This window comes from Streptomyces sp. NPDC001339 (assembly GCF_042895955.1).
GTDB lineage: Bacteria > Actinomycetota > Actinomycetes > Streptomycetales > Streptomycetaceae > Streptomyces.
Genome location: NZ_JBIAWT010000015.1, coordinates 93032 through 114565 on the forward strand (window position 1 = coordinate 93032; position 21534 = coordinate 114565).

General features: G+C 69.1%; 17 protein-coding genes. 6 read left to right on the plus strand and 11 right to left on the minus strand.

Annotated features, from left to right (window positions below; genetic code table 11):
- The first annotated feature begins 116 nt into the window (after positions 1-116).
- Positions 117-965, plus strand: coding sequence for a polysaccharide deacetylase family protein (locus ACFY12_RS32150; protein ID WP_390719484.1), 849 nt, complete (start codon positions 117-119; stop codon positions 963-965).
- A gap of 35 nt (positions 966-1000) precedes the next feature.
- Positions 1001-2269, plus strand: coding sequence for a glycosyltransferase family 4 protein (locus tag ACFY12_RS32155; protein WP_390719485.1), 1269 nt, complete (start codon positions 1001-1003; stop codon positions 2267-2269).
- A 248-nt stretch (positions 2270-2517) separates the two neighbouring features.
- Here ACFY12_RS32155 and ACFY12_RS32160 read toward each other — a convergent pair whose 3' ends face one another.
- The 6 genes from ACFY12_RS32160 to hemA all read right to left on the minus strand — a co-directional run bounded on the left by ACFY12_RS32160 (position 2518) and on the right by hemA (position 8233).
- Positions 2518-2793: a DUF6228 family protein gene (locus ACFY12_RS32160; protein WP_390719486.1), complete on the minus strand. Its 276-nt coding sequence runs from the start codon at positions 2791-2793 to the stop codon at positions 2518-2520.
- Positions 2794-3142: 349 nt separating this feature from the next.
- Entirely contained in the window at positions 3143-4132 is a 990-nt protein-coding gene (locus ACFY12_RS32165; protein ID WP_390719487.1) for a LysR family transcriptional regulator, read from the minus strand.
- A 37-nt stretch (positions 4133-4169) separates the two neighbouring features.
- The gene (locus ACFY12_RS32170) at positions 4170-5384 is read right to left on the minus strand and encodes an MFS transporter (RefSeq protein ID WP_390719488.1); all 1215 of its coding nucleotides are present in this window, start codon (positions 5382-5384) and stop codon (positions 4170-4172) included.
- A 28-nt stretch (positions 5385-5412) separates the two neighbouring features.
- Positions 5413-6495, minus strand: coding sequence for a Gfo/Idh/MocA family oxidoreductase (locus ACFY12_RS32175; protein ID WP_390719489.1), 1083 nt, complete (start codon positions 6493-6495; stop codon positions 5413-5415).
- A 5-nt stretch (positions 6496-6500) separates the two neighbouring features.
- On the minus strand, positions 6501-7019 hold the full coding sequence (locus ACFY12_RS32180; protein ID WP_390719490.1) for a GNAT family N-acetyltransferase: 519 nt from the start codon (positions 7017-7019) through the stop codon (positions 6501-6503).
- Positions 7016-8233 (minus strand): 5-aminolevulinate synthase, encoded by a 1218-nt coding sequence (hemA, locus tag ACFY12_RS32185; RefSeq protein ID WP_390719491.1) that lies wholly within the window; start codon positions 8231-8233, stop codon positions 7016-7018. The genes ACFY12_RS32180 and hemA overlap by 4 nt, the downstream gene beginning before the upstream one ends.
- Positions 8234-9298: 1065 nt before the next feature.
- Between hemA and ACFY12_RS32190 the strand changes: the two genes are divergently transcribed.
- Positions 9299-10888, plus strand: a complete 1590-nt coding sequence (locus tag ACFY12_RS32190) for an AMP-binding protein (protein WP_390719492.1) — start codon at positions 9299-9301, stop codon at positions 10886-10888.
- A gap of 126 nt (positions 10889-11014) precedes the next feature.
- Entirely contained in the window at positions 11015-12652 is a 1638-nt protein-coding gene (hutH, locus tag ACFY12_RS32195; RefSeq protein ID WP_390719493.1) for a histidine ammonia-lyase, read from the plus strand.
- 506 nt (positions 12653-13158) lie between these two features.
- Here the strand turns inward: hutH and ACFY12_RS32200 are convergent.
- A complete protein-coding gene (locus tag ACFY12_RS32200) occupies positions 13159-15054 on the minus strand; it encodes an NAD-binding protein (protein WP_390719494.1) in 1896 nt (631 codons plus the stop codon).
- 371 nt (positions 15055-15425) lie between these two features.
- Here ACFY12_RS32200 and ACFY12_RS32205 point away from each other — a divergent pair, with 371 nt between their 5' ends.
- Positions 15426-16256, plus strand: a complete 831-nt coding sequence (locus ACFY12_RS32205; protein ID WP_390719495.1) for a dienelactone hydrolase family protein — start codon at positions 15426-15428, stop codon at positions 16254-16256.
- Positions 16257-16670: 414 nt separating this feature from the next.
- Here the strand turns inward: ACFY12_RS32205 and ACFY12_RS32210 are convergent, their stop codons facing one another.
- From ACFY12_RS32210 to ACFY12_RS32220, 3 genes are all read right to left on the minus strand, one after another.
- Positions 16671-17624, minus strand: a complete 954-nt coding sequence (locus ACFY12_RS32210; protein ID WP_390719496.1) for an alcohol dehydrogenase catalytic domain-containing protein — start codon at positions 17622-17624, stop codon at positions 16671-16673.
- A 293-nt stretch (positions 17625-17917) separates the two neighbouring features.
- Positions 17918-18268 (minus strand): hypothetical protein, encoded by a 351-nt coding sequence (locus tag ACFY12_RS32215; RefSeq protein WP_390719497.1) that lies wholly within the window; start codon positions 18266-18268, stop codon positions 17918-17920.
- Positions 18269-18587: 319 nt separating this feature from the next.
- Positions 18588-19607 (minus strand): isopenicillin N synthase family dioxygenase, encoded by a 1020-nt coding sequence (locus ACFY12_RS32220; protein ID WP_390719498.1) that lies wholly within the window; start codon positions 19605-19607, stop codon positions 18588-18590.
- Between the two features lie 224 nt (positions 19608-19831).
- Here ACFY12_RS32220 and ACFY12_RS32225 point away from each other — a divergent pair, with 224 nt between their 5' ends.
- Positions 19832-20416, plus strand: coding sequence for a hypothetical protein (locus ACFY12_RS32225; protein WP_390719499.1), 585 nt, complete (start codon positions 19832-19834; stop codon positions 20414-20416).
- Positions 20417-20466: 50 nt separating this feature from the next.
- On the opposite strand, the gene ACFY12_RS32230 is transcribed toward ACFY12_RS32225, so the two are convergent.
- On the minus strand, positions 20467-21318 hold the full coding sequence (locus tag ACFY12_RS32230) for an oxidoreductase (protein ID WP_390719500.1): 852 nt from the start codon (positions 21316-21318) through the stop codon (positions 20467-20469).
- Positions 21319-21534: the final 216 nt, after the last annotated feature.

The following is a 21534-nucleotide window of genomic DNA, read 5'->3' on the forward strand; positions in this document are numbered from 1 at the left end:
GATCATCTTTGGGTCGGTTCATGCATGGTGTGTCCCCACCACGCCGGACCGGGGCTCGCCTGCTCACAGTCGACCAGGCTCGACGGAGCCGTGACGAGCCGGTTCTCCTGCGCCCCATGATCGCTCAGAAAGCCATCCTGATGCTCAGCCCTGCCGTACGCCCCACCCGCCCAACCCCCCGCGTCCTTGCCCGGAGACATCGAGCTGTGACGGCGGCGCTCTGCCTCGTCACCGGGACAGCCCTGCTGACCGGATTGACAGGCTGCGGGCAAGAACGCGTCACGCCGGCCCAGGCGCGCGCACAAGCAGGCGGGAGCGCACCCGCCGCTGCGGGCGACACCGGCGAGGCGCCGGTGGACTGCCGGAAGGCGAAGTGCATCGCGCTGACCTTCGACGCCGGCCCCGGGCCCCACACCGCCGCACTCCTGGACATCCTCAAAGCGAAGAAGCTGCACGCCACCTTCTTCCTCCTGGGCAAGAATCACGTGCTCGCCCACCCAGATCTGGTGCGCCGGGCAGCAGCCGAAGGACACGAGCTCGGCAACCACACCTGGACTCACCCACGCCTCGACGACCTCACCCCCGAGCAGATACGCGACGAGCTCGACCGCACCCAGGACGCGATCAAAGCCATCACCGGCAAGGCCCCCACCCTCATGCGACCGCCGCAGGGCGGCACGAACGAGACGGTGGGCTCGGTCGCCCGCTCCCTGGGCCTGTCCGAAGTCCTGTGGAGTGCCACCGCGAGCGACTACGCCACCACCGACACCCGCCTGATCGGCGACCGCATCCTCGACCAGGCAACCCGCGACGGCATCATCCTGCTCCACGACATCTACGACGGCACCGTCCCCGCCGTCCCCAGGATCATCGACGAGCTCCGCGCCCGGGGGTACACCTTCGTCACCGTCCCCCAGCTCCTGGCCCCGGCCAGTCCGCGCCCCGGCACCGTCTACCGCCCGTGACCCGCCCCACCAGCCGGCCGGAGGTGTGCCGACGCATGCGTATTTCCTTCCTGCTCCACAACGCCTACAGCTTCGGCGGCACGATCAGATCGACGTTCAACCTCGCCGCCGCACTGGCCGCACACCACGACGTGGAGATCATCTCGGTCTTCCGGCACCGCGAGACGCCGGCCATGGGCGCACCACCGCATGTGCGGTTGACCCCGCTGGTGGACCTGCGCAGCGATTCCGCGCACTACGACGGCGACGATCCCCGCCACGCACGGCCCGCCCGTGTCTTCCCCCGCGCGGACGGCCGTCACAGGCAGTACAGCCGCCTCACAGATGAACGCATCGGCCGCTGTCTGTCCCGCCTGGAGGCAGACGTGATCGTCGGCACCAGACCGGGACTGAACGTGCACATCGCCCGGCAGGCCCACCCCGCCACGATCAGGGTGGGGCAGGAACACCTCACCCTCTCCGGCCACGGGCTGCGCATGCGCCATGAGATACGCCACCGCTACCCCTTCCTTGACGCGCTCACCACCGTGACCGAAGCCGACGCGCTCGCCTACCGGCACATCGGCCTGCCCGACGTGCGGGTGCAGGCGATCGCGAACAGCGTCCCTCCCCTGACCGCAAGGCCGGTCGAGCACACAAGCAAGGTCGTCGTGGCCGCGGGCCGGCTTGTCGCGGTGAAACGCTACGACCTCCTCATCCATGCCTTCGCCGACGTCGCCGCCGCCCACCCCGACTGGCAACTACGGATCTTCGGTAGCGGCGACACCACCGGCAACGAGAAGAGCACCCTGGCCACCCTCGTCGACGACCTCGGGCTCAACGGCCACGTCTTCCTCCACGACCATGTCGATGCACTGGACACCGAGTTGACCAAGGCATCCATCGCCGTCTCCACCTCCGACCGGGAGTCCTTCGGCATGACCATCGTCGAGGCCATGCGCTGCGGCCTTCCCGTCATCGCCACCGACTGCCCCCTCGGGCCGCGCGAGATCATCACCCACGGCATCGACGGACGCCTGGTCCGCCCCGGCGACGGCGAAGGCCTCGCTGCCGCGCTGTGCGACCTCATCCGCGATGACACCCTGCGCCGGCGCATGGGAGAGGCAGCTTGGCGCAACTCCGCCCGCTACGACCCGGACCACATCGCCGAGCAACACCTCGACCTCTACCGGGACCTCCTCAGGCGCGGCCCCGGCCGACGCTCCCCCAGCCCGCTCCGGGAAACCGCCCACCGGGCGCGCACCACCGCCCTCGACACCGCGCACACCCTGCGATCCACTGCGCGCCGCGCGATGAAAGGGTGAAGCGTCGGTTGATCCGCGTGCGTGCAGCCCGGCGCCCCCGCCCCCGGGTCGAGCACGTCGAGGCACGTACCACCGTCGGTCCGGTACGGCTGCGCGGTGTGCTGCCAGACGATCAGGGCGCCTCCGTCCCTTGGCCGCGCACGGCCAGCGCCAGCACCCGATCACGCTGATCAACCAGCCCTGGACGCGGCCGGCCCGACGTAGCCGTCAGGCCGCGGGCCTATCCCTGATGGAGGAATCTCCGCACGTCAGAGGCGAGCCGCGACATCTGTTCTCCCGCTTCGAGGGTCGTGGTCACCCGCCAGACCATCCAGGAACTCAGCAAGATCTCCCGCACCATCCCACACCGAGACGTTCACCGAGTCGAGCCGTGCGCACAGTCCGTCCCCCACGGCCTCCACCGCGAAGGCGACTTCATGCTCGTCCACGCGAGCCCAGTCGAAAAGCCTGACATACGTTGACGGCGTCTCCGGGCTACGGACAACGAACTCGGACCACTCAGCGGAAACCTCGGACACACTCACGTGCCGAACGATACGAGGCACCAAGGTCAGCCGTCATCGCGGTTCTCACGCTGCGGCACCGCTGCTACTTCTCATCAACACTCCTTGCCCTGGCCCCGCAGACAGCTCTCCGAAGTCGCCGAGAAGCGCTCTCAGTTTTCCAGGCTCCGGCTCAACTTGTGTGGTGCAGTCGCTGCCCGTGACGATCGAGATGGGTGAGGTGAGGGAACATGGCACGGCATCCCGATGCCTCTCCTGGGCGTGTGTGCCCCGGCGCAGGTGCTCCTCGAAGTCGACGTGAAGCCGTTCGCACTGCGCGGCACGGGCGGGATGAGCGTGAGGCCGCGGCACTGCTCACCTACCGGCACCGCTACGGACACGCGACGTGCTTCCGGCGCATCAAGCGGCTCATAACGTCGCCCTGGCGCTCGGGGCTGTACGGTCCGAAGCGAACCTGACGGCCGAGCAGTGGTATGAGGGTGCCGCCTGGCCACGCTAAGTGGCTCGCTCCCTCGCTGGCCTGGTCCTGCCGCAGGACACGCCCGAAGACCGCTGCGTAGGGGTGGGGATTGTTGCGGGGGTAGGCATAGGTGAGGATGGCGGGCGGGCAGCCTGTGAGCGGCAGGTACAGGATGTCCGGATCGGGGTACTGTTCGGCCACCGATACCGGGAGTACACCGACACCGCGTCTGGCGGCGACGGCGTGGAGGTACTCCTCGATGTTGGAGGTTTCCACGCCGATCTCGGGGGTGGCATCGGCCGGCCAGTCCTGCGGGGTGAGCGTGCCGCTCACGGTATTGACGACGAGGCAGCGACGCCCGAGGTCGCGCCAGGTGACACGGTCACGCACGGCCAAGGTGGAGCTGCGGGAGACCGCTGCGATACGCGGCTCCCGCAGGATCTCGGTGGTGACCAGGAACGGATCGCTGATGACCCCCCAGAGCAGGGCCGCGTCGACCGAACCGTCGCGCAGTCCGGCGGTGCGGTCGTCCCGGCGCACGGTGTGCACGAGGACGTGGTGCTGCTCCTCCAGCGTGGCCGTCGCTTGACGGCCACGCTGGAGGGGGAAGCCCCAGGCATAGCCGAGGCGCAGTGAGGACTGCGGCTCGGGGGGCTGGAGAGCCGTTTCCAGCTGGGGCAGAAGGACTTGGAGATCGGCTTGCAGTCGGTTCCCGTCCGCGGTGAGGCGGGGGTGGCGGGTGCTGCGGTCCACCAAGGTCCGGCCCAGGGCCCCCTCCAGACGCTGGATGTGCCGGCTGAGGGTGGGCTGGGAGATACCGAGACGATCAGCAGCCCAGGTGAAGTGCTGCTCCTCGGCCAGGGCGAGAAAGCATCGCAGGTGATGCAACCCAATATCCATGGGGCACAATCTAGCCAACTGCGGCTGTCTTCCCAGCTCAGGGTGCCGTAACGGCATCTCCCCCGCGACGTACGGCACCACGCACCACGGTCAGGTGCAGGATGAGGGCGACCAAGGTGAGTGCGGCCGTGTAGTACGGCAGGGAGCCCGGAGCCACGCCGAGGCCCAGCACCACGCCGCCGAGCGCGGACCCGAGGCCGCTGCCGAGGTAGACAGCGGAGCTGTTGAGCGAGACGGCGACCGTGGCCTGTTCGGGCTGGGCCGCGATGAGCTGGTGCTGCTGAGGCACCTGGATGGCCCATCCGGCCGCGCCCCAGATCACGAGCGGGACGGCTGCCAGAGCCACGGCGGTGTGAGCGGCGACGGGCATGACGAGCTGGCTGGCCACGACGAGGACCAGGATCCAGGCGACCGCAGCGAAGGGCCGGCGGGTGCGGTCCACGATGCGGCCGATCAGAAGACTGCCGATGATGCCACCCGCGCCCCAGGCCCACATGGCCCAGACCGTCTGGTCGGTGTGCGCGGCGTCGACGATGAACTCAGCGAGGTAGGTGTACAGACCGAGGCTGGCGATACCGCCGAGCAGCGAGACGGAGACGATGCCGGCGACCCGGCCGCTGGCAAGGGCGCGCACGCGCTGACCCAGCGGCGGCGGCGGGCTCACCGCGACCTGCGGCAGCCGCATGATCCCGATCAGAGCGACCACGCCCAGCGCGGTGATCAGCCACAGCGTGCCGCGCCACCCCATGTGCGAGGCGAGCAGCATGCCGACCGGGACACCGATGACGGTGCCGATGCTCAGGCCGCCCATGATGGTGGCGAGCGCGCGGCCACGCCGTTCCGGAGAGGTCAGGCCCGCCGCCGTGGCGGCGGCGAAGGGTGAGTACACACCCGCACCGATGCCTGCGACCGCGCGGGCGATCAGGAGAACCCACAGGCTGGGGGCGACGGCGGTCAAGGCATTGCCGATGGTGAAGACCACCAGCGCCACGCCGAGCACCACCTTCGCCGGCCGTGTGGCCAGGAGGGTGGCGAAGATCGGCCCGCCCAGCGCGTAGCAGAGCGTGAAGACGGTGACCATCTGGCCGGCCGACGACGCCGAGATGTGCAGATCCGCCGACACCAGGGGCAGCAGTCCGGCCATCACGTAGGCGTCCACGCCCAGCGCAAACGTGCCCAGCGCCAGCAGCGGGATGAACTTGCTGCGGGTGTCGTCCTTCTTCGGGGTGGCTATTTTCTGTGTGGCGCTCATCCGACGCGCTCCAATTTCTGTGTGGCGCTCATCCGAGGCGCTCCAAATCCGTTTCGGCGATGACCTGGCGACCGTTGGGGAAGTAGCTGGCCGGTTCGGTCACCGCGGCCTTCTGTTCGATCTCGTTGAGCAGGCGCTGCAGCCGTACGGACTCCTCTAGACCGGCGAACGGCACGGCAGGCTGCTGCCGGTTGTGCGCGAACCGCACGGCGTCCGTGACCACGCGGCGCAGCGAGACGATGGTGCTGTGCCCGTCGGGAACGGGGTCGTGGCGGGTGTCCACCTCGCACAGCAGCTCTTCTCGGCCGTCGGCCTCGCGCCAGATCCGTAGGTGGTCCGCGTCCCAAGTGGGGTTGGAGTACTCCACGGTGGCGTAGACCAGGCCGCCTTCCTGGTCCCGGAAGGCGCAGTCGATGGTGCGCTGCCGGGTGACGTTGACGAAGCTGCTGTAGACGCTCACCACGGCGTCGCCCAGCTGAGCTGTCAGGGCCACGCTGTCCAGGACGTCGGGCCCGGAGATGGAGTAGTCGGAGCAGACGGCGACGGCGTCACGGAGCCGCAGTTGCTGACCGTCGAGGTCGAGCCCCTGGACCAGGTCCAGGGAATGGATGACCTCACTGGCGACTCCGACCGTGGGCCGGTGGTCGTTGATGCGGTTCTTGCCCCAGGTGGCGTGGGCCCGCACCAGGGTCAGCCGGTGACGGTGCACGTAGTCCCAAAGGGCCACGCTCGCCTCCGAGTACCGGCCGACCAGGTCCATGGCGAAGCCGGAGACATCGCTCAGGGCCGAGGCCACGGCGTCCAGGTCGTCGTGGGCGGAGGTGAGGGGCTTCTCTGCCAGGACGAAGCCCTTGTAGCCCTTGAGGCGCGTCAGAATCTCGGCGTGCGCCGAGTCGGTCACCGCGACGATGACGAGATCGGGCTCGAATTCCTCGAGGGCGCCTTCGACCGTGGGGAAGTAGGGGATGTCCTCGACCGTGCGGTGCCGGGCGTGGTAGGCGATCTCGATGTCGAGACCGAGTTCCTGCGGGCCGGAGAGGCTGCGCAGTGCACTCCGGAATCGCGTACCGGCGTAGCCCATTCCCGCGATCAGTACTTTCACGGTGTCCATGGGGATCATCCCTCCTGGCTCGCGGTGACGGGGCGGTGGTAGAGGCCCTCCTCGGAGAGCTGCCAGCCGGCCCGGCGGTGGAACTCCACGGCACCGCTTGAGCTCTGCATCATGGCGACGTCGGCGCCGCGCGTACTCGCCCACTCGAAGAGACGGTCGATCACAGCGGTGGCCAGCCCCTGGCCCCGGTCACGCGGATCGGTGATGAGGGTCTGCATCCAGGCCACCCGGCCGTTGGGCTGAGCAGGCGAAGGGGGACGCTGGTCGATGACGGAGATGGCGCAGGCACGGAGCCGGTCGGGGCCGGCGGCCACCGAGACGAACACGTCCTCATGGGACACCTTCTCCGTCAGCCAGGCCCGGTACCCGGCCCGCCACGCCTTGCGCGCCTCGGGAGTCGTCGCGATGTACGGGAGCGATGCCTGCTCCTCATCGCCGTCGAGCAGGAAGGCGCGCAGACGGATGAGTTCGTCGATGTCCCCCGGCTCCGCACGCCGCACCACAGTGTCGGTCGCTGTCGTCACGCTGTCCTCCCATGAAGGCCGAAGTGGGTGAAGACCTCGTCCAGGGAACGGACCAGGTGGGCGATGTCCTCGTCGGAGTGATTCGGCGTGACGTTGACGCGGAATCGCTCGGTGCCGACCGGAACGGTGGGCGAGTTGATGGGCTGCAGGTAGATGCCGTGCAGGTCCAGCAGCCGTGCGGCCGACTGCTTGCACAGCTCGGCGTCCCCGACCAGGACCGGCAGGACGTGCGTCGTGCTGCACGGCATCACCTCGATCCCGGCGCCCGCCAAGGCCGTACGCAGGTGGGCGGTCTTGCTCTGCAGCGCGTCCCGTTCAGCAGTGGAGGTCTTCAGGTGTTCCACGCTGGCGTGGCAGGCCGCCACGACCGCGGGCGGCAGTGAGGTGGTGAAGATGAAGCCCGAGGCGAAGCTGCGGACCGCGTCGACCAGGGTGGTCGAGCCGGTGATGTATCCACCGATGACGCCGATCCCCTTGGCCATCGTGCCCTGGATGATGTCGACGAGGTGATCGACATTCAGCTGTGCCGCGATCCCCGCGCCTCGGGGCCCGTACATGCCGATCGCATGCACTTCGTCAAGGTAGGTGAGCGCGTTGTATTCGTGCGCGAGCTTGACGATCTCTTCGATGGGGGCGACATCACCATCCATCGAGTAAACGGACTCGAAGACGACGATCTTCGGACGGTCCAGAGGCTCGCTGGAGAGCAACTCTTCCAGGTGGGCCACATCGTTGTGGCGGAATACCTTGCGGTCCGCGTTCGTGCTGCATATCCCGTTGATGATCGAAGCGTGGTTCAGCTCGTCGGACAGGACGATGGGATCGGGCAGCAGGCGCAGCAGGCACCGCAGAGTGGCATCGTTCGAGCTGTATCCCGTGGGAAAGACCAGGGCGGCTTCTTTACGGTGCCACTCGGCGAGCGAGGCCTCCAGCGCGGAATAGTGGGCGTGAGTTCCGCCGATGTTCCGTGACCCCCCGGAACCGGCTCCGTACTCATCGATCGCCCGATGCATCGCCTCGACCACCTTGGGGTGCTGTGACATCCCCAGGTAGTCGTTGCTGCACCAAACGGTCACCTGCTGACTGCGCCCGTCGGCCGCGCGACGCGTCGCCTTCGGGTACGCATTCGCGTGACGATTGATTTCTATGAACGTTCGGTACTGGCCATCTCGTCTCAGCTTGTCAAGCTTTTCCGCCAGATAGCTTTCGTACATTCCCCCGCCTTGCAACTAACATGCGCACTTGAGCGCACGTAATTTGTAAACGGAGGAATTACATACAGCGGGCACCTCCCCCGCAAGTCGGCCGTCTGCATCTGTGATGCATTTTCTGCATGACCGCAGGTCACCGCAGTTGACGGCGACTCATGAGATGCCGGTCACACCGCCGAGGGCGGATTCGTGGGACTGCGGCGTGCTCGCTTCGGCGGGCGGAACACGGCAGACATCGGGCCGTACGCCCCGTCAAGACTGCACGTCAGACGGTCGGATGCGCGTAAAGGAGGGGTACCGCCCCGACTGCGGGAGGGCGCCCTGCGCCAAAGTCGCGGACCCCGGTCAGCACCTACCCCCCAAGCGGAGGCATACGTTCCCGTGTGGCGTGATGACGTCGTGATCAGCACCACAGGGATCAGTGGATCGTAGCGGAAAGTGGTCAAACTCCCGCCATTTCGTCGACACACTGCACGTAGAGTCACTTGCCGAGGTGAGCAGAACGGTCATTTATGATGTTTACTCGTCAAAGGTAGCATCCTGCATCAGACGCTTCGCTATGACTCAAAAAGGCTCAGGCAATCAGACACGATGGCTTGGAGTCTTCAATGGACTGTTGTTAGGTTCCCTCCCGTCGTTGAGAAACGACAGTGTTCAAATGGGGGATGAACCACATGATTCTTCGGCATGCTGACCACACGGCGGATCTCGCCATTCAGTTCTGCTGTCTCGCCTGACGCCGCGGCACCACCGCAGGCAAGAACCGAACTTCAGCTTTCGCGCCGCCCGTAGTCGATTCCCGGCCCCGCGTGGGGCCGCATCACCATGAGCTGAATCGGCCGGCCGACTGGGCCCTTACCTTTTCTCGCCGATGACCGGTCCCGCTGGTCGCCGGCCAGTCGATCGCCGCCTCCGGCGGTCTCATCTGACACGCCGTCATTCATTCACGGGTTCGCCGGCCCGTGACCGGAGCGAGCCTGTACGACGGCACCCGTGTCCCGGCGGTCCCATGGCAGCCCACAGCAGCATCTCCGCAACACCTTCGCACCCACTCAGCACGGGGGAATCATGAGAGACGTCAGCGTCAGCACGGCCACAGCCGTGCACCGTTGGGCGCAGGTCGCCGGTGACGCACCGGCCATCGTGTACGAGGGTACCGAGACCACGTACGCCCAACTGAGCGCCCGGGTCCGTGAAACGGCCGGCACCCTGTCCCAGGGTGGGCTGCGGGCCGGGGACCGCGTCGCCTACTTCGGCCACAACAGCGCACTGCTGCTGGAGACGGCGCTCGCCGCCGCCCACCTGGGAGCGATCTTCCTTCCGGCCAACTTCCGGCTCGCCGCCGAGGAAGTGTCCTATCTGCTCCACGACTCCGGCACCCACACCGTGGTCGCCGAGGACGGGCACCGGCCGGTCGTCGACAGCATCGCCGACGGCTCGCCGGTCCGCCGCTTCCTGCTCGGCGACCGTGACCCGCTCGTCCCGGCCGCCACGTCGGCCCATCCGCGCTGGGAGCGCCTGTCCGAGGCGGGCGAGAGCGCCCCGCGCGACGAAGCCGTCAAGGTCGGTCCGGACGACACCGCCGTACTGATGTACACCTCGGGTACGACGGGCCGTCCGAAGGGTGTGATGCTGACCCACGGCAACCTGTGGTGGAACCACCTCAACGTGACCGGCGCCATCGACGTACGCCCCCGCCACACCACACTCGCCGTGGCGCCCATGTTCCACATCGGCGGCCTCAACGCCTTCACCCTGGGCGCCCTGACCCGCGGTGGCACCGTAGTTGTCAGGCGGTCCTTCGAACCCGCCCAGTGCCTAGCCGACTTGACGAAGTATCAGGTGAACAGCGTGTTCGCGGTGCCGGTGATGTTCGCCGCGCTGACCTGCACCCCCGGATTCGCCGACGCCGATCTGACCGCGCTGACGGCCGCGGTCGTGGCCGGGGCCCCGGTGCCGGGACAACTGGTACGCGACTACGCGGCCCGTGGCGTCCAGTTGCAGCAGGCCTGGGGGCTGACCGAGACCGCGCCGTTCGCGACGTACCTGCCCGGACACCTGGTCGGCGACCACCCCGACTCCGCCGGCTTCCCCATGCCGTACACCGAGATACGGCTGACGAACCCCGAGACGGGAGCCACCGTCACCGAAGCACGGGTGCCGGGGGAGGTCTGCGTCCGGGGGCCGCACGTCACCCCGGGCTACTGGAACAACCCCGAAGCCACCGCGGTGGCGTTCGACTGCTCCGGCTGGTTCCACTCCGGCGACATCGGCTACCTCGACGAGACGGGGCTGCTTCACATCGTCGACCGCCTCAAAGATATGATCATCAGCGGCGGAGAGAACGTCTATCCCGCCGAGATCGAGCGGGTACTCGCCGCGCACCCCGACGTCCACGACGTGGCGGTGGTGGGCGTGCCGCACCCCAAGTGGGGCGAGACCCCGATCGCGGTGCTGCGCCAGGACGGCGCTGCGCCCCAGCTCACCATCGAGGAAGTCCGCGCGTACGCGGGTCAGCGGCTGGCCCGTTACAAGCTGCCGACCGCCGTCCGTCATGTCGAAGCCCTACCCCGCAACACCAGCGGAAAGCTCGACAAGGTAGCCCTGCGGGCCTGGGTGCTGAGTGAGTGCGAGACCGCCGGAGCACTCAGTCACTGAACCATCGCCCATCACCCCATCATCCCGGCGGACCGCTGGGCCAACTACCCACTCCACAGCGCTGGTTCGGTACGTACCGGCCGAGCGCCCACTGAACCCGCGTCACCATCGCGTCACGGAAGAGAAATGCACACCATGGACACTGCCCTGGCAGCCAACGACAAGGCCGAGCTCCTCATTGACGGCCACACCCTGACGGTGACCGATGTCGTCAGCGGCGCTCGCCCCGCCGGCATCACTCGCGTCCGCGCCCGGCTCGCCGAAGGCGCGGTCCAGCGCATCGAGCAGTCCCTCGCGCTCAAGAACAAGGTCATCGAGGCCGGTCTGCCCGTCTACGGCGTCACCTCGGGCTTCGGTGACAGCAACACCCGGCAGATATCCGGCCTCAAGTCCGAGGCCCTGCAGACCAACCTCATCCGGTTCCTGTCCTGTGGTATCGGCCCCGTCGCCACCCCGGACGTCATCCGGGCCACCATGATCGTCCGGGCGAACTGCCTGGCCCGGGGCGCGTCCGGGATCCGTACCGAGATCCTCGAACTGCTCCTGGACTGCCTCAACAACGATGTGCTGCCGCCCATCCCCGAGCGCGGCTCGGTCGGCGCGAGCGGCGACCTGGTCCCGCTGAGCTACGTGGCCGCGCTGCTGACCGGACAGGGCAAGGCGCTGCACCAGGGCGAAGAGAAGGACGCCCGCACGGCACTGGCCGACGCCGGTCTCGGCGAGGTGGTGCTCGGGGCCAAGGAGGGCCTCGCACTGGTCAACGGCACCTCGTTCATGTCGGGCTTCGCCACCCTCGCCGTCCACGACGCCACCGAACTGGCCTTCGCCGCAGATCTGAGCACCGCGCTGGCCTCCCAGGTGCTCCAGGGCAACCCCGGCCACTTCGTCCCGTTCATCTTCGACCAGAAGCCGCACACCGGAACCCGTACCAGCGCCCGGACCATCCGTGAACTGCTCGGCAACCCCGAGGACCTCGACCCGTCCGTGGACCCCGAGGGTGCGGCCCTGACGGAGTCCGGTTTCCGGGAGCTGGAGGAGCCCATCCAGGACCGGTACTCGGTGCGCTGCGCGCCGCATGTGAACGGTGTGCTGCGTGACACCCTGGACTGGGCGAAGAACTGGGTCGAGGTCGAGATCAACTCCACCAACGACAACCCGCTGTTCGACGTGGAAGCGGGCATGGTCCGCAACGGCGGCAACTTCTACGGAGGCCACGTCGGCCAGGCCATGGACGCGCTCAAGACCGCGGTGGCCAGCGTCGGCGACCTGCTGGACCGTCAGCTCGAACTGATCGTCGATGAGAAGTTCAACAACGGGCTCACCCCGAACCTCATCCCGCGTTTCGACGCCGACAGCTGGGAGGCCGGGCTGCACCACGGCTTCAAGGGTATGCAGATCGCCGCCTCCGGCCTCACCGCCGAGGCGCTGAAGAACACCATGCCGGCGACGTCGTTCTCCCGGTCGACCGAGGCCCACAACCAGGACAAGGTCAGCATGGCCACCATCGCCGCACGGGACGCCCGTACGGTCGTGGAACTGGTCCGGCAGGTCACCGCCATCCACCTCCTGGCCCTGTGCCAGGCGGCGGACCTGCGCGGCCAGGAGTGCCTGAGCGCTCCGACGCGTGCCGCCCACGAGCTGATCCGCTCCGTCTCCGCCACGATGGACGGTGACCGGCCGCTGGCCCAGGACATCGAGCTCGTGGTCGGCCTCATCGCCTCCGGCGAGCTCCGCCGGGCCGTCGAGGACGCCGGCCGCGACTGACCCGCCCCGCCGCGGGCGGGACTGCCCCGGATGCGAGACGGGTGGCCGGCCACCACACCGGCCACCCGTCTCGCGGGACCACCGACTCCTGACGCCGCCGCACGGTCGTCCAGCGCATACGGCTCGCCGGCTTCACCGGATGACCGGCACGCGCTACGGCATGATGGCCATCCGGCCGGGGATCCACGGCATCTCGTCGGCGGGTGACGCCGGCAGCGACCTGAGGCAACAGCGTCTGTGTGCTTTCCTCATCCCGGTGTCCGCATTACGGTGACCGTTTTCGCAGGTCGCAGCCCCGCCCAGGAAAAATTCCTCAGGCGGGTGTCGCATCCTCGGTACGGCGGCGGAGCCGGTCCAGTTCCTCTCCCCCGCCGACCGCGGAGCAGGCGGCCGACCCAGCCCGACCTTCCGGCCGCCGTCACGTCGTCACGTCGTCACGTCGTCACGTCGTCACAGCGGCCGGGCGCCGTCGCAGCTGGCCGGCCGTCCGGGAAACAAGGCTCCGCTCACGTGCGCGGGTCGGCCGGATGCGGCTGCACCCCCGTCATCAGGAAGTCCAGGCCGCGCCGGGTCGATACCACCACGACCCGGTCACCGGCACGCAGCATCCGGCCGTGTGACGGACGCCAGTCGAACCCCGGCCGGTCGAGGCGAAGACCGCCGCCGAGTGTGTCGGACGAGCCTGACGACTGTGGGGTGATCGCCGGGCCGACGGCCAGGACACGCCATTCGTTCTGGCGGAACGCCTGGTGGACGGACCGTCCCTCCAGCTCCGGGTGGCCCGCGACGTCCACGGTGGTGAAGAGGAGGGATCCGCGCTCGACCGGCATGACGCCCAGCACGTGACGGCCCATCATGGCGGCGGCGAAGGAGGGTGCGGCGAGCGCGGAGACACTGCGGCTGCGGGTGGCGGCGTCGGGGTAGGAGGCGCGCATCGTGCGGGAGACAGTGGCGGCGAAGTTGTCGTCGTAGAGCCGCATCACCACCCGCACCTGGGGGTTGGCCTCGCGCGCGGCCATCGCGATGTCGAGGTTCTCGCCGTCGTCGCGGGTGAGCACCAGCAGCGACTTGCTCTGCCGGATCCGGGCACGGTCGAGGACGCCGGGAACGCCGGCGTCCTCGAGGAGCAGCGGTACGCCGAGATCCCGGGCGAGGGCGACGCCCCGGGCGTGCGGATCGCGTTCAATGACGACCACCTGGTGTTCGGTGGTGCGCAGTTGGGCCACCACCCGGGTGCCGATCTTGCCGAGGCCGACCAGGACGATATGGCCAGTCAGGTCCTCGGCCGGCGGGTGTCCGACGGAGGCTTTACGGAAGGCGTCGGTGGCGTTCATCGTCGCCGCCACTACGAGGGGCAACACGGCCAGGCCCACGAAACCGGCGATGAGCTGCAGCACCCGCCGGGCCGGGGACTCGTCCGTCGCCGGATCGCCCATGGTGAAGATGTCCAGCAGCGGCAGGTACACCGACTTCCACAGCGGTCCGGGCTCTGCCAGCTCGGTGGCACCGGCCAGCACCAGCACGATCGCAGCCAGCGCACCGAAGACGGCGATGAGCTCTCGGGAGAGGAACACCTTCCACGGCAGGTGCGCCAGCCGGTCCCGCAGCCAGGCCCCGTAACTGCGCCGTTCCCGCGGCGGGGCCTCGGGCGGGTGGTGGTGGGTCACCTCCTCCAGCATCAGCCGTCCGTGGGTGAACTGCCGGTGGTAGGCAGTGAAGGTGTCGGGCAGCAGTTGCGTGCCCTCCTCCCCCGGTGTCTCGGGGCTGTCCTCACTGGCCGGGTCGTCCTGGTGCGCGCCGGACAGTACGGCGAGCGTGGCCAGGTCGGCGGAGCGGAGAGGGGTGCGGGCAGAGCGCACCACCCCGCGGAAGACCTGGCCCTCGACCTGGAGCGTGTGCCCCTGGCCGACCGCGGCGGCGGACACCAGCTCGGGGACCGCGGTGTCGGTGTCGGAGAGCACGGTGGTGGACATGTCCAGCGATGCGTCATCGGTCCGGCCCAGTGCCAGCACGGCCCGGTCCAGGAGCCGTTCGAGGTGCTGACCACGTTCACGGTTGTACATCCGGATGACCAGGCGGATCGTCGGGTTGAGGGTGCGGGCGAGCAGCGCGGCGGTGACATTGACCTGGTCGTCACTGTAGGTCAGGGCGAGCGCGGCCGCCCGCTCCACCCCGGCGGCGCGCAGCGTCTGTTCGTCCGGATGGGCTGCCACCAGCAGCTCGACCGGCGACTGCGGATCACGGTGCAGTGCGGCGATCTCCGGCGCGTGCCCCTCGCGCCCCGAGGGCAGCACCACGGTGACCGCCTCACCGCATACAGCATCCAGCGTCACCGCCAGACGGTGCGCAAGCCCGTCGTCGCCGCAGATCACCATGTGCTGCGAGCGTTGTCCAAAGGACATACGCAACTGGAGAGTTGACATCACGTCGTCAAGATTGCCGGGGTGGGGTACACGGTTCCGTTGCGCACAACAGTTCGGCGTCAAAGTTGCGTATGGAGGGGCCCGTGGGCTCTCTCAAACGCTCAACGACCGGTATCTGTCGCCGCTGCGGCAGTGGTGACCGCGGCGGCCGCTCGCCCTCACCGGCTGCCGACCCAACGCCGGTGATGGGGACAGGGGAAATCCGTCGCCTGCCTCTGCGGCGTGCAGTGCACTTCAACCTGTGTCGCAGTGGAGGGTCTGGGTGAGGAGGCTTCGAGCATGCGGGTAGCCAGTCTTCGAACGGCATGCGATGGTCTGCGAGTGGTAGCTGATGGGAAGGGCGGTAGTCCATGACGGATCATGACTTGACCGGCTTCGACCGCGGTACGTTCACTCATGACGGCGTTACCCGCCGGGTTCTGCGGCGGGGTACGGGTCCCGCGGTGATGGTGATGGCGGAGATCCCCGGCATTACGCCCAAGGTTCTGCGGTTTGCGGAGCGGGTGGCCGAGATCGGCTGTACTGCGGTGCTGCCGGTGCTCTTCGGTACGCCCGGCCGCGCTGGTAACCCTGCTGATGGTGGTGGCCGGCTGAAGTCCGGGTTGTATATGGCCTCGTCGATAGGGAAAGTGTGCGTGAGCCGGGAGTTCACCGTGCTGGCCACCGGGAAGACCTCGCCCGTGGTGACGTGGCTGCGGGCCCTGGCCGCACACGAGCACCGACGCTGTGGCGGTCCCGGCGTCGGGGCTGTCGGTATGTGCCTGACCGGCGGCTTCGCTCTGGCCATGGCTGCGGATGAGCGCCTGGTGGCTCCGGTCCTGTCCCAGCCGTCTTTGCCACTGCCGCTCACCAGGAGCCGGGCTGCCGGCATCGACATCTGCGCTGAGGACCTCGCCGCTGTCCGGGCCCGCTGTGAACGCGACGGGCTGCGGGTGATGGGGCTGCGTTTTCGAGGTGACCGGTTGGTCCCAGGCGATCGGTTCGCCTTTCTGCGCCGCGAACTCGGCGAGGCCTTTGTCGCCGTTGAACTCGACGACTCCGCTGGGAATCCGGACGGTGTTGGGCCACCGCACTCCGTGTTGACCGAGCACCTCATCGACGAGCCGGGGCAGCCGACCCGCCTGGCGCTCGACGGGGTGCTCGACCTCTTCCGTAGACGCTTGCTTGAGCAGCGCCCATAGCGCGGGCGCCGGAGCCCCAGAAGTTCTTGAAGGCAGCTGCCAGTCCGGCGGCCAGGGCGGTCCTGGCGCTGCTGGAGCACAGACGCCGTTGCCCACCACACCTCGTGGTCGACGTCCGATTCGGCCGGCGCACGGGACATCAACTCGTCGAAGGACGGAGTGATTCCGTACTTCGGCTCCAGCATGGTGAGGATCGCAGTGTGCACGGTTCGGACCGCCAGTTCACCGAGCGACAGCTCCTCGCAGGTCGTCCCCGACTCACTCCGCACGGCCCTGCGCCCGACTGGGCCCGATGCCTCACTCCGGCGGCACAACTCGGCCACGGCGCCCGTCTCATGCCAGTACCGGGCCAGCGCCAGAGCATCGCGACCCTCGGCATCCTTGTGCCACAGCTGCGCCCCGCGGCCGAGACCGTCAGGGCAGCAAGATGACCTTGCCGAACTTGCCCGGCCCAGCCAGGCGCGCGTAGGCGTCAGTGAACCGGTCGAGCGGGAAGGCCGCGTCGACGGGTACCCGTAACCGCCCCTGCGCCAGCAGGGGCACCACGGACGTCCGCACGGTAGCGGCGAGAAGCACTTTCTCGGCGTGTGAACGCCCGCGGATGGTGGTGCCGACCAATTGGGCACGCGCGAGCATGAGATCGAACATCCGCAGCGGCGCCGTGGTGCCGGCCTGGACTCCGACGACGAGGACCTTGCCCCGGCTGCGGAGCAGAGCGACTCGCTGCAGGCAGTACTCGCCACCGACCAGTTCCACGATCACGTCGTACGGCGCGTGCGCGGCTTCCTGGTCGGGAGTCACGACGTCCACCCCGCCATCCGGGGCGAGATTCTTGACACGGTTATGGAGTTCGGGCCGACGCACGCTGGCCACGGTGTGCGCCCCGGAGATCGCGGCGACCTGCACCATGGCCGTGCCCACCCCGCCCGCCGCGCCACTGACCAGCACCCGGTCGCCGGCGCGGACCCCGGCCTGGGTGACCAGGGCGTCCCAGGCGGTGCTGAACGCCTCCGGGAAACCGGCGGCCTCCTCCCACGGCAGGCCCTCCGGCACCGGCAGTAGAAGATCGGCGGGGACCGCGATCCGCTCGGCATGGCCGCCGCCGCCAACCAGTGCCATCACCCGGTCCCCGGGCACAACCCCCATGACATCGGGACCGACCTGCTCCACCTCGCCTGCGACCTCCAGGCCGGGCACGTCGGCCGGCCATCCCGGTGGCGCCGGGTAATCCCCCCGTGCCTGCTGCAAGTCAGCGGCGTTGAGCCCAGCGGCCCGCACCCGGACCACCACGGCCCCCGGTCCCGCGACCGGCTCTGGACGCCGCTTCAGCTGGAAGGTCCCTTGAGAATCGATCGCTACGGTTCGCATGTTCGCAATGTATGCCCGCAGTCTCGCGTGCCTTGGTGGCGGGGTTCGGGCCGCCGATCCGCATCCATATCCATCACCAACCACGCAAGGTCGTGTCCCCCTCGTGGTATAGCTCTCGGGACAAGTCAACGCCGCCCGGGGGCAAGCAGGCTGGTCAGCTCATGGCCAAGTCGAGGCGCAAGAAGCCGGAGAACGTGAAGCGGTACTTCAAGTCCAGACCACCGGCGGGATCGGCTGCCGCTGCTTCGCCACTCCGGACGCCGCCGTCTCCTCAGCGCCCGCCGAGTGGTTGCTTACGGGGTGGGCCTGGCGGCCGCAGCGGCGAGGCGGTCCAGGGCACGTAGCACACGGCTGCGGTGGGCGGAGGCCTTCATCCAGGCCGGCAGCCGGTCGATCATGCTGGCGCCGCAGTAGGTGCTCGGATCCGGCCGCGACAGCCCGCGCTCGCGCAGGTCCGCGGCCACGTAGCCGCGCAAGTGGGCCACGTGACGCGCGTTGTACGCCCACAGCACATGGCCGGCACAGTTGGTCTGAAGCCAGAGCGGCAGCCCCAGAAACGGGTCGCGCTGCACGTCCGCGCTGGGCTGCCGGTAGTGGACGGCGCCGCCGGACCAGGTCCGTACATGCCCCAGATGGCAGACCATACGGCGAGGTTGGGAGGCGGGCGGCTGCGCACGCGCGACGCCGGGCGAGGGAGGTGCGGGCGGAAGGGGAGCGAGCACGGCCCGGTGACAGCAGTCTGGGCAGCGCACCAGAATCTCGCCGACGAAGGCCGTCCACGTCTCCCCCGTATCCCGGAAACGGACCGGCCCGCCCTCCCCGCGCGCCGTCGGACGCCGTGCCACCACTCCCCCTCCCCCTCCCCACTCCTCATCCGCGCGCGTGCGCTCGTAGGGCCCACGGTATCCGGCGGGGCGTGGCGGCCCCCTCGCCCACCGTCCGGACACCGCATCCGGATCCGGCTTACCCAGCCGCGCTCAGCTCCTGGGTGAGGAGTGCGGCGTGGTGGCGGCGGGCGACCCGGGGGTGGGCCCGCAGCCAGCCCTTCAGCTCGTTGCGCCCGTACTCGGCAAACAGCGGATTGGCCGGGTCCTGGGTGACGCCGGGGGCGTGGCCTGCATGCGGGAACGGTAGCGGTGCGATGCGCGCGTCCAGGCGCGGGTTGTAGAAGAACGGCACGGAGTACCGCTCCACGGCCCCGGGCGGGCTGACCACGCGATGGTTGGTGGCCTTGAGGTAGCCGTTCGTGGCCACCTCCAGCAGTTCCCCCAGGTTGACCACGAACGCCCCCGGCAACGGCGGAACGGCGTGGAACTCCCCATCTGCGCGCTGCACCTGGAGCCCACCGACCTGGTCCTGGAGCAGCAGGGTGAGGAAGCCGTAGTCCTTGTGGGCACCGACGCCCTGCCCGGTGCCGTCGGCGGCGCTGCCGGGGTAGCGGACCAGCTTCAGGTGCAGGTGCGGGTCGGTGGCGAAGACATCGTCGTAGAAACCGGCCGGCGCACCGATCGAGGCGAGCAACTCGTGCAGCAGCCTGCCGGCGACCTCGGTGAGCCGGTCCATCCAGGCAAGGGCCGCGGCACGCAGCTCCGGCAGGGCAGCCGGCCACTGGTTGGGGCCCTCCAGCCACAGGTAGCCGGGCTCGCTCGGGCCAGGAGCGCGGGCGGGGCGCTCGGCGCCTATGTCGAGCTGGTCGCGCCAGTCACGGCTGCCGCCGGTGCGTTCGTCGCCGGTGCGGGTGTAGCCACGGAAGTGCGGGGACTTGAGGTTGCTCACGGCGAGGCGGTCCGCCTCCGGAAGGGCGAAGAAGCGGCGCATGGCACCGACGAGCGCCTCGGTCTGGGCCGGGGTGACCCCGTGGCCGGTGAGCTGGAAGAAGCCGACGTCTCGGGCAGCCGTGTGGAGCTGCGCGTGCAGGTGGGCGCGCTCTTCGGGGCCACGGGAGGCGGCGGACAGGTCGATCACGGGAAGCTGCTGCGACATGGTGTTTTCCGCGGGTGAGGGCCAGGCCGTCCTCGGTGATGGCCGAGGGGTGTCGCGGCAGGCCGGGGTAGGGCGGGCCGCGAGGCCGGGCAGAGGTGAAGAGGGGAGCCCGCGTGCGCAGGAAGGCCCGGCAGGCGGGAGCGGAGTCAGCCGGAGTGTCGACAGGACATGCGCGTGACGCGGAGGAGATCCACGTGGCGGCGTCGAACGAGCAGGAGCATGGCATGAAGAATACTGCGCCGACCGGCGGGCCGAGCGTGGTACACCTCACACCTGGCCTTTCCCCACCTCAGGCGGCGGCACAGGGTGCGGGCGACGAATCCTCCGTGGCGACCGTCGACGGCCGTTACGCCCTGGGGATCGACAATGACCACAGCAGCCGCGCCAACCATTGGTACACCGACGACTACGACTATGCGGCCGCACGGCCCGAGGCGACGTCCGAGTCCTTGGAACAGTTCCAGAGGGTGATCACTTCCGTCCGCGCTACGACCGCCTGTCCGCACTGCGACGGGCCGACCCGGCGCCGCCCTGCCCCCCGGCGAGCAGGGCGGCGCCCTTCAACGCTCCCCCTCCCCGTGCCAACGCTCCCCCTCCTCACCCTTCTGACCTCTCGCCGCCACATCGATCTGCTGCCGCAGCCGCTTCTCGCTGTGCGGCATCTGGCCGCTGACGCGGGCCTGGTCGTCAAGCTCGTTCTTCAGCTTGAGGTTTCGCCTCCCTCCCCCGGTTATCAGGAGGCGCTGGGTGGCGTGAACGGCTGCGAGCAGATCCGGCTGTGGTGGGCCAAGAGTGGGCCGGCTTGGTGATGACGGCCGCCGTCGAGGCCCCGCGCTGGAGGCTCGACAGCGAATGAAGGCTAAGCGGACCGGCTGACGTCGTCGAAGTCGGTGGAGGCCGACAGCTCGGCCCATGCCAGCATGTCGCGCTCGAAGGCGTCGCGTCCGGCCCGGACGAGCTGAAGCGCATCGGTGCCGAGCAGCAGGCGCGTCGGCGGCTGGTCGGCCGCCACGATGCGCAGCACCGCGGCCGCGGCCTTGTCCGGGTCGCCCGGCTGGTGCCCGCTGCCGTGGATGCGCCGGGCGCGCAGCGGCTCGAACAGCTCGTCGTAGTCGGCGATCACACGGGGTGCGCGGATCATCGAGCGGCCGGCCCAGTCGGTCCGGAAACTGCCCGGCTCGACGGCGGTGACATGGATGCCGAAGTCGGCGACCTCCTTGCCGAGCGTTTCGAGGATGCCCTCCACCGCGAACTTGCTGCCGTGGTAGAAGCTGAGGCCCGGCATGGTGATCAGCCCGCCCATCGAGGTGACGGCGATGATGTGGCCCGAACGGCGCCGGCGCATGTGCGGCAGCACGGCCTTGATCACCGCCACGGTTCCGTAGACGTTCACCTCGAACTGACGGCGAAGGTCATCCATCGACGACTCCTCGAAGAGGCCGTCATGGCCGTACCCGGCGTTGGCGACGAGTACGTCGACCGGGCCCAGGTCGCGCTCGGTCTCGTCCACGACCGTGTCCACCGCGTCATGGTCGGTCACGTCCAGGATGCGGGCGTGCGCGTCGTCGGCGAGCGCCTCAAAGGACCGTGCGTCGGCGGGCGTGCGCACCGTGCCCACCACCCGGTGGCCCGCGGCCGACGCCGCGCGCGCGAGTGCGCGGCCCAGGCCGGTGCTGACGCCGGTGATCAGGAATGTCTTGGTGTCCGACACAGGAGTTCCCTTCGTGCGATGCGAACAGGCGCTGCGAACAGAGGCCGACCGGGGCGATGTTGGGCCCCGGTCGGTCTCGACACGTTCCACTTCAGCACCGGAATCGGCCGCTGATCGGCTTCCGGGGGGTCCGCTTCGCCCCGGGGACAGCCGGACCGGGGGACAGCCGGACCGGGGGACAGCCAGTCCCCCTTTCGCGGGCCGTCGGGGCGCTCT

Excerpts from the sequence above, each read along its gene's own strand:
- ACFY12_RS32190 (WP_390719492.1), top strand. The coding sequence starts at position 9,299 with ATGAGAGACGTCAGCGTCAGCACGGCCACAGCCGTGCACCGTTGGGCG.
- ACFY12_RS32205 (WP_390719495.1), top strand. The coding sequence starts at position 15,426 with ATGACGGATCATGACTTGACCGGCTTCGACCGCGGTACGTTCACTCAT.
- hutH (WP_390719493.1), top strand. The coding sequence starts at position 11,015 with ATGCACACCATGGACACTGCCCTGGCAGCCAACGACAAGGCCGAGCTC.
- ACFY12_RS32170 (WP_390719488.1), bottom strand. The coding sequence starts at position 5,384 with ATGAGCGCCACACAGAAAATAGCCACCCCGAAGAAGGACGACACCCGC.
- ACFY12_RS32215 (WP_390719497.1), bottom strand. The coding sequence starts at position 18,268 with ATGGTCTGCCATCTGGGGCATGTACGGACCTGGTCCGGCGGCGCCGTC.
- hemA (WP_390719491.1), bottom strand. The coding sequence starts at position 8,233 with ATGTACGAAAGCTATCTGGCGGAAAAGCTTGACAAGCTGAGACGAGAT.
- ACFY12_RS32200 (WP_390719494.1), bottom strand. The coding sequence starts at position 15,054 with ATGTCCTTTGGACAACGCTCGCAGCACATGGTGATCTGCGGCGACGAC.
- ACFY12_RS32220 (WP_390719498.1), bottom strand. The coding sequence starts at position 19,607 with ATGTCGCAGCAGCTTCCCGTGATCGACCTGTCCGCCGCCTCCCGTGGC.
- ACFY12_RS32165 (WP_390719487.1), bottom strand. The coding sequence starts at position 4,132 with ATGGATATTGGGTTGCATCACCTGCGATGCTTTCTCGCCCTGGCCGAG.
- ACFY12_RS32225 (WP_390719499.1), top strand. The coding sequence starts at position 19,832 with ATGAAGAATACTGCGCCGACCGGCGGGCCGAGCGTGGTACACCTCACA.
- ACFY12_RS32210 (WP_390719496.1), bottom strand. The coding sequence starts at position 17,624 with ATGCGAACCGTAGCGATCGATTCTCAAGGGACCTTCCAGCTGAAGCGG.
- ACFY12_RS32175 (WP_390719489.1), bottom strand. The coding sequence starts at position 6,495 with ATGGACACCGTGAAAGTACTGATCGCGGGAATGGGCTACGCCGGTACG.
- ACFY12_RS32150 (WP_390719484.1), top strand. The coding sequence starts at position 117 with ATGATCGCTCAGAAAGCCATCCTGATGCTCAGCCCTGCCGTACGCCCC.
- ACFY12_RS32155 (WP_390719485.1), top strand. The coding sequence starts at position 1,001 with ATGCGTATTTCCTTCCTGCTCCACAACGCCTACAGCTTCGGCGGCACG.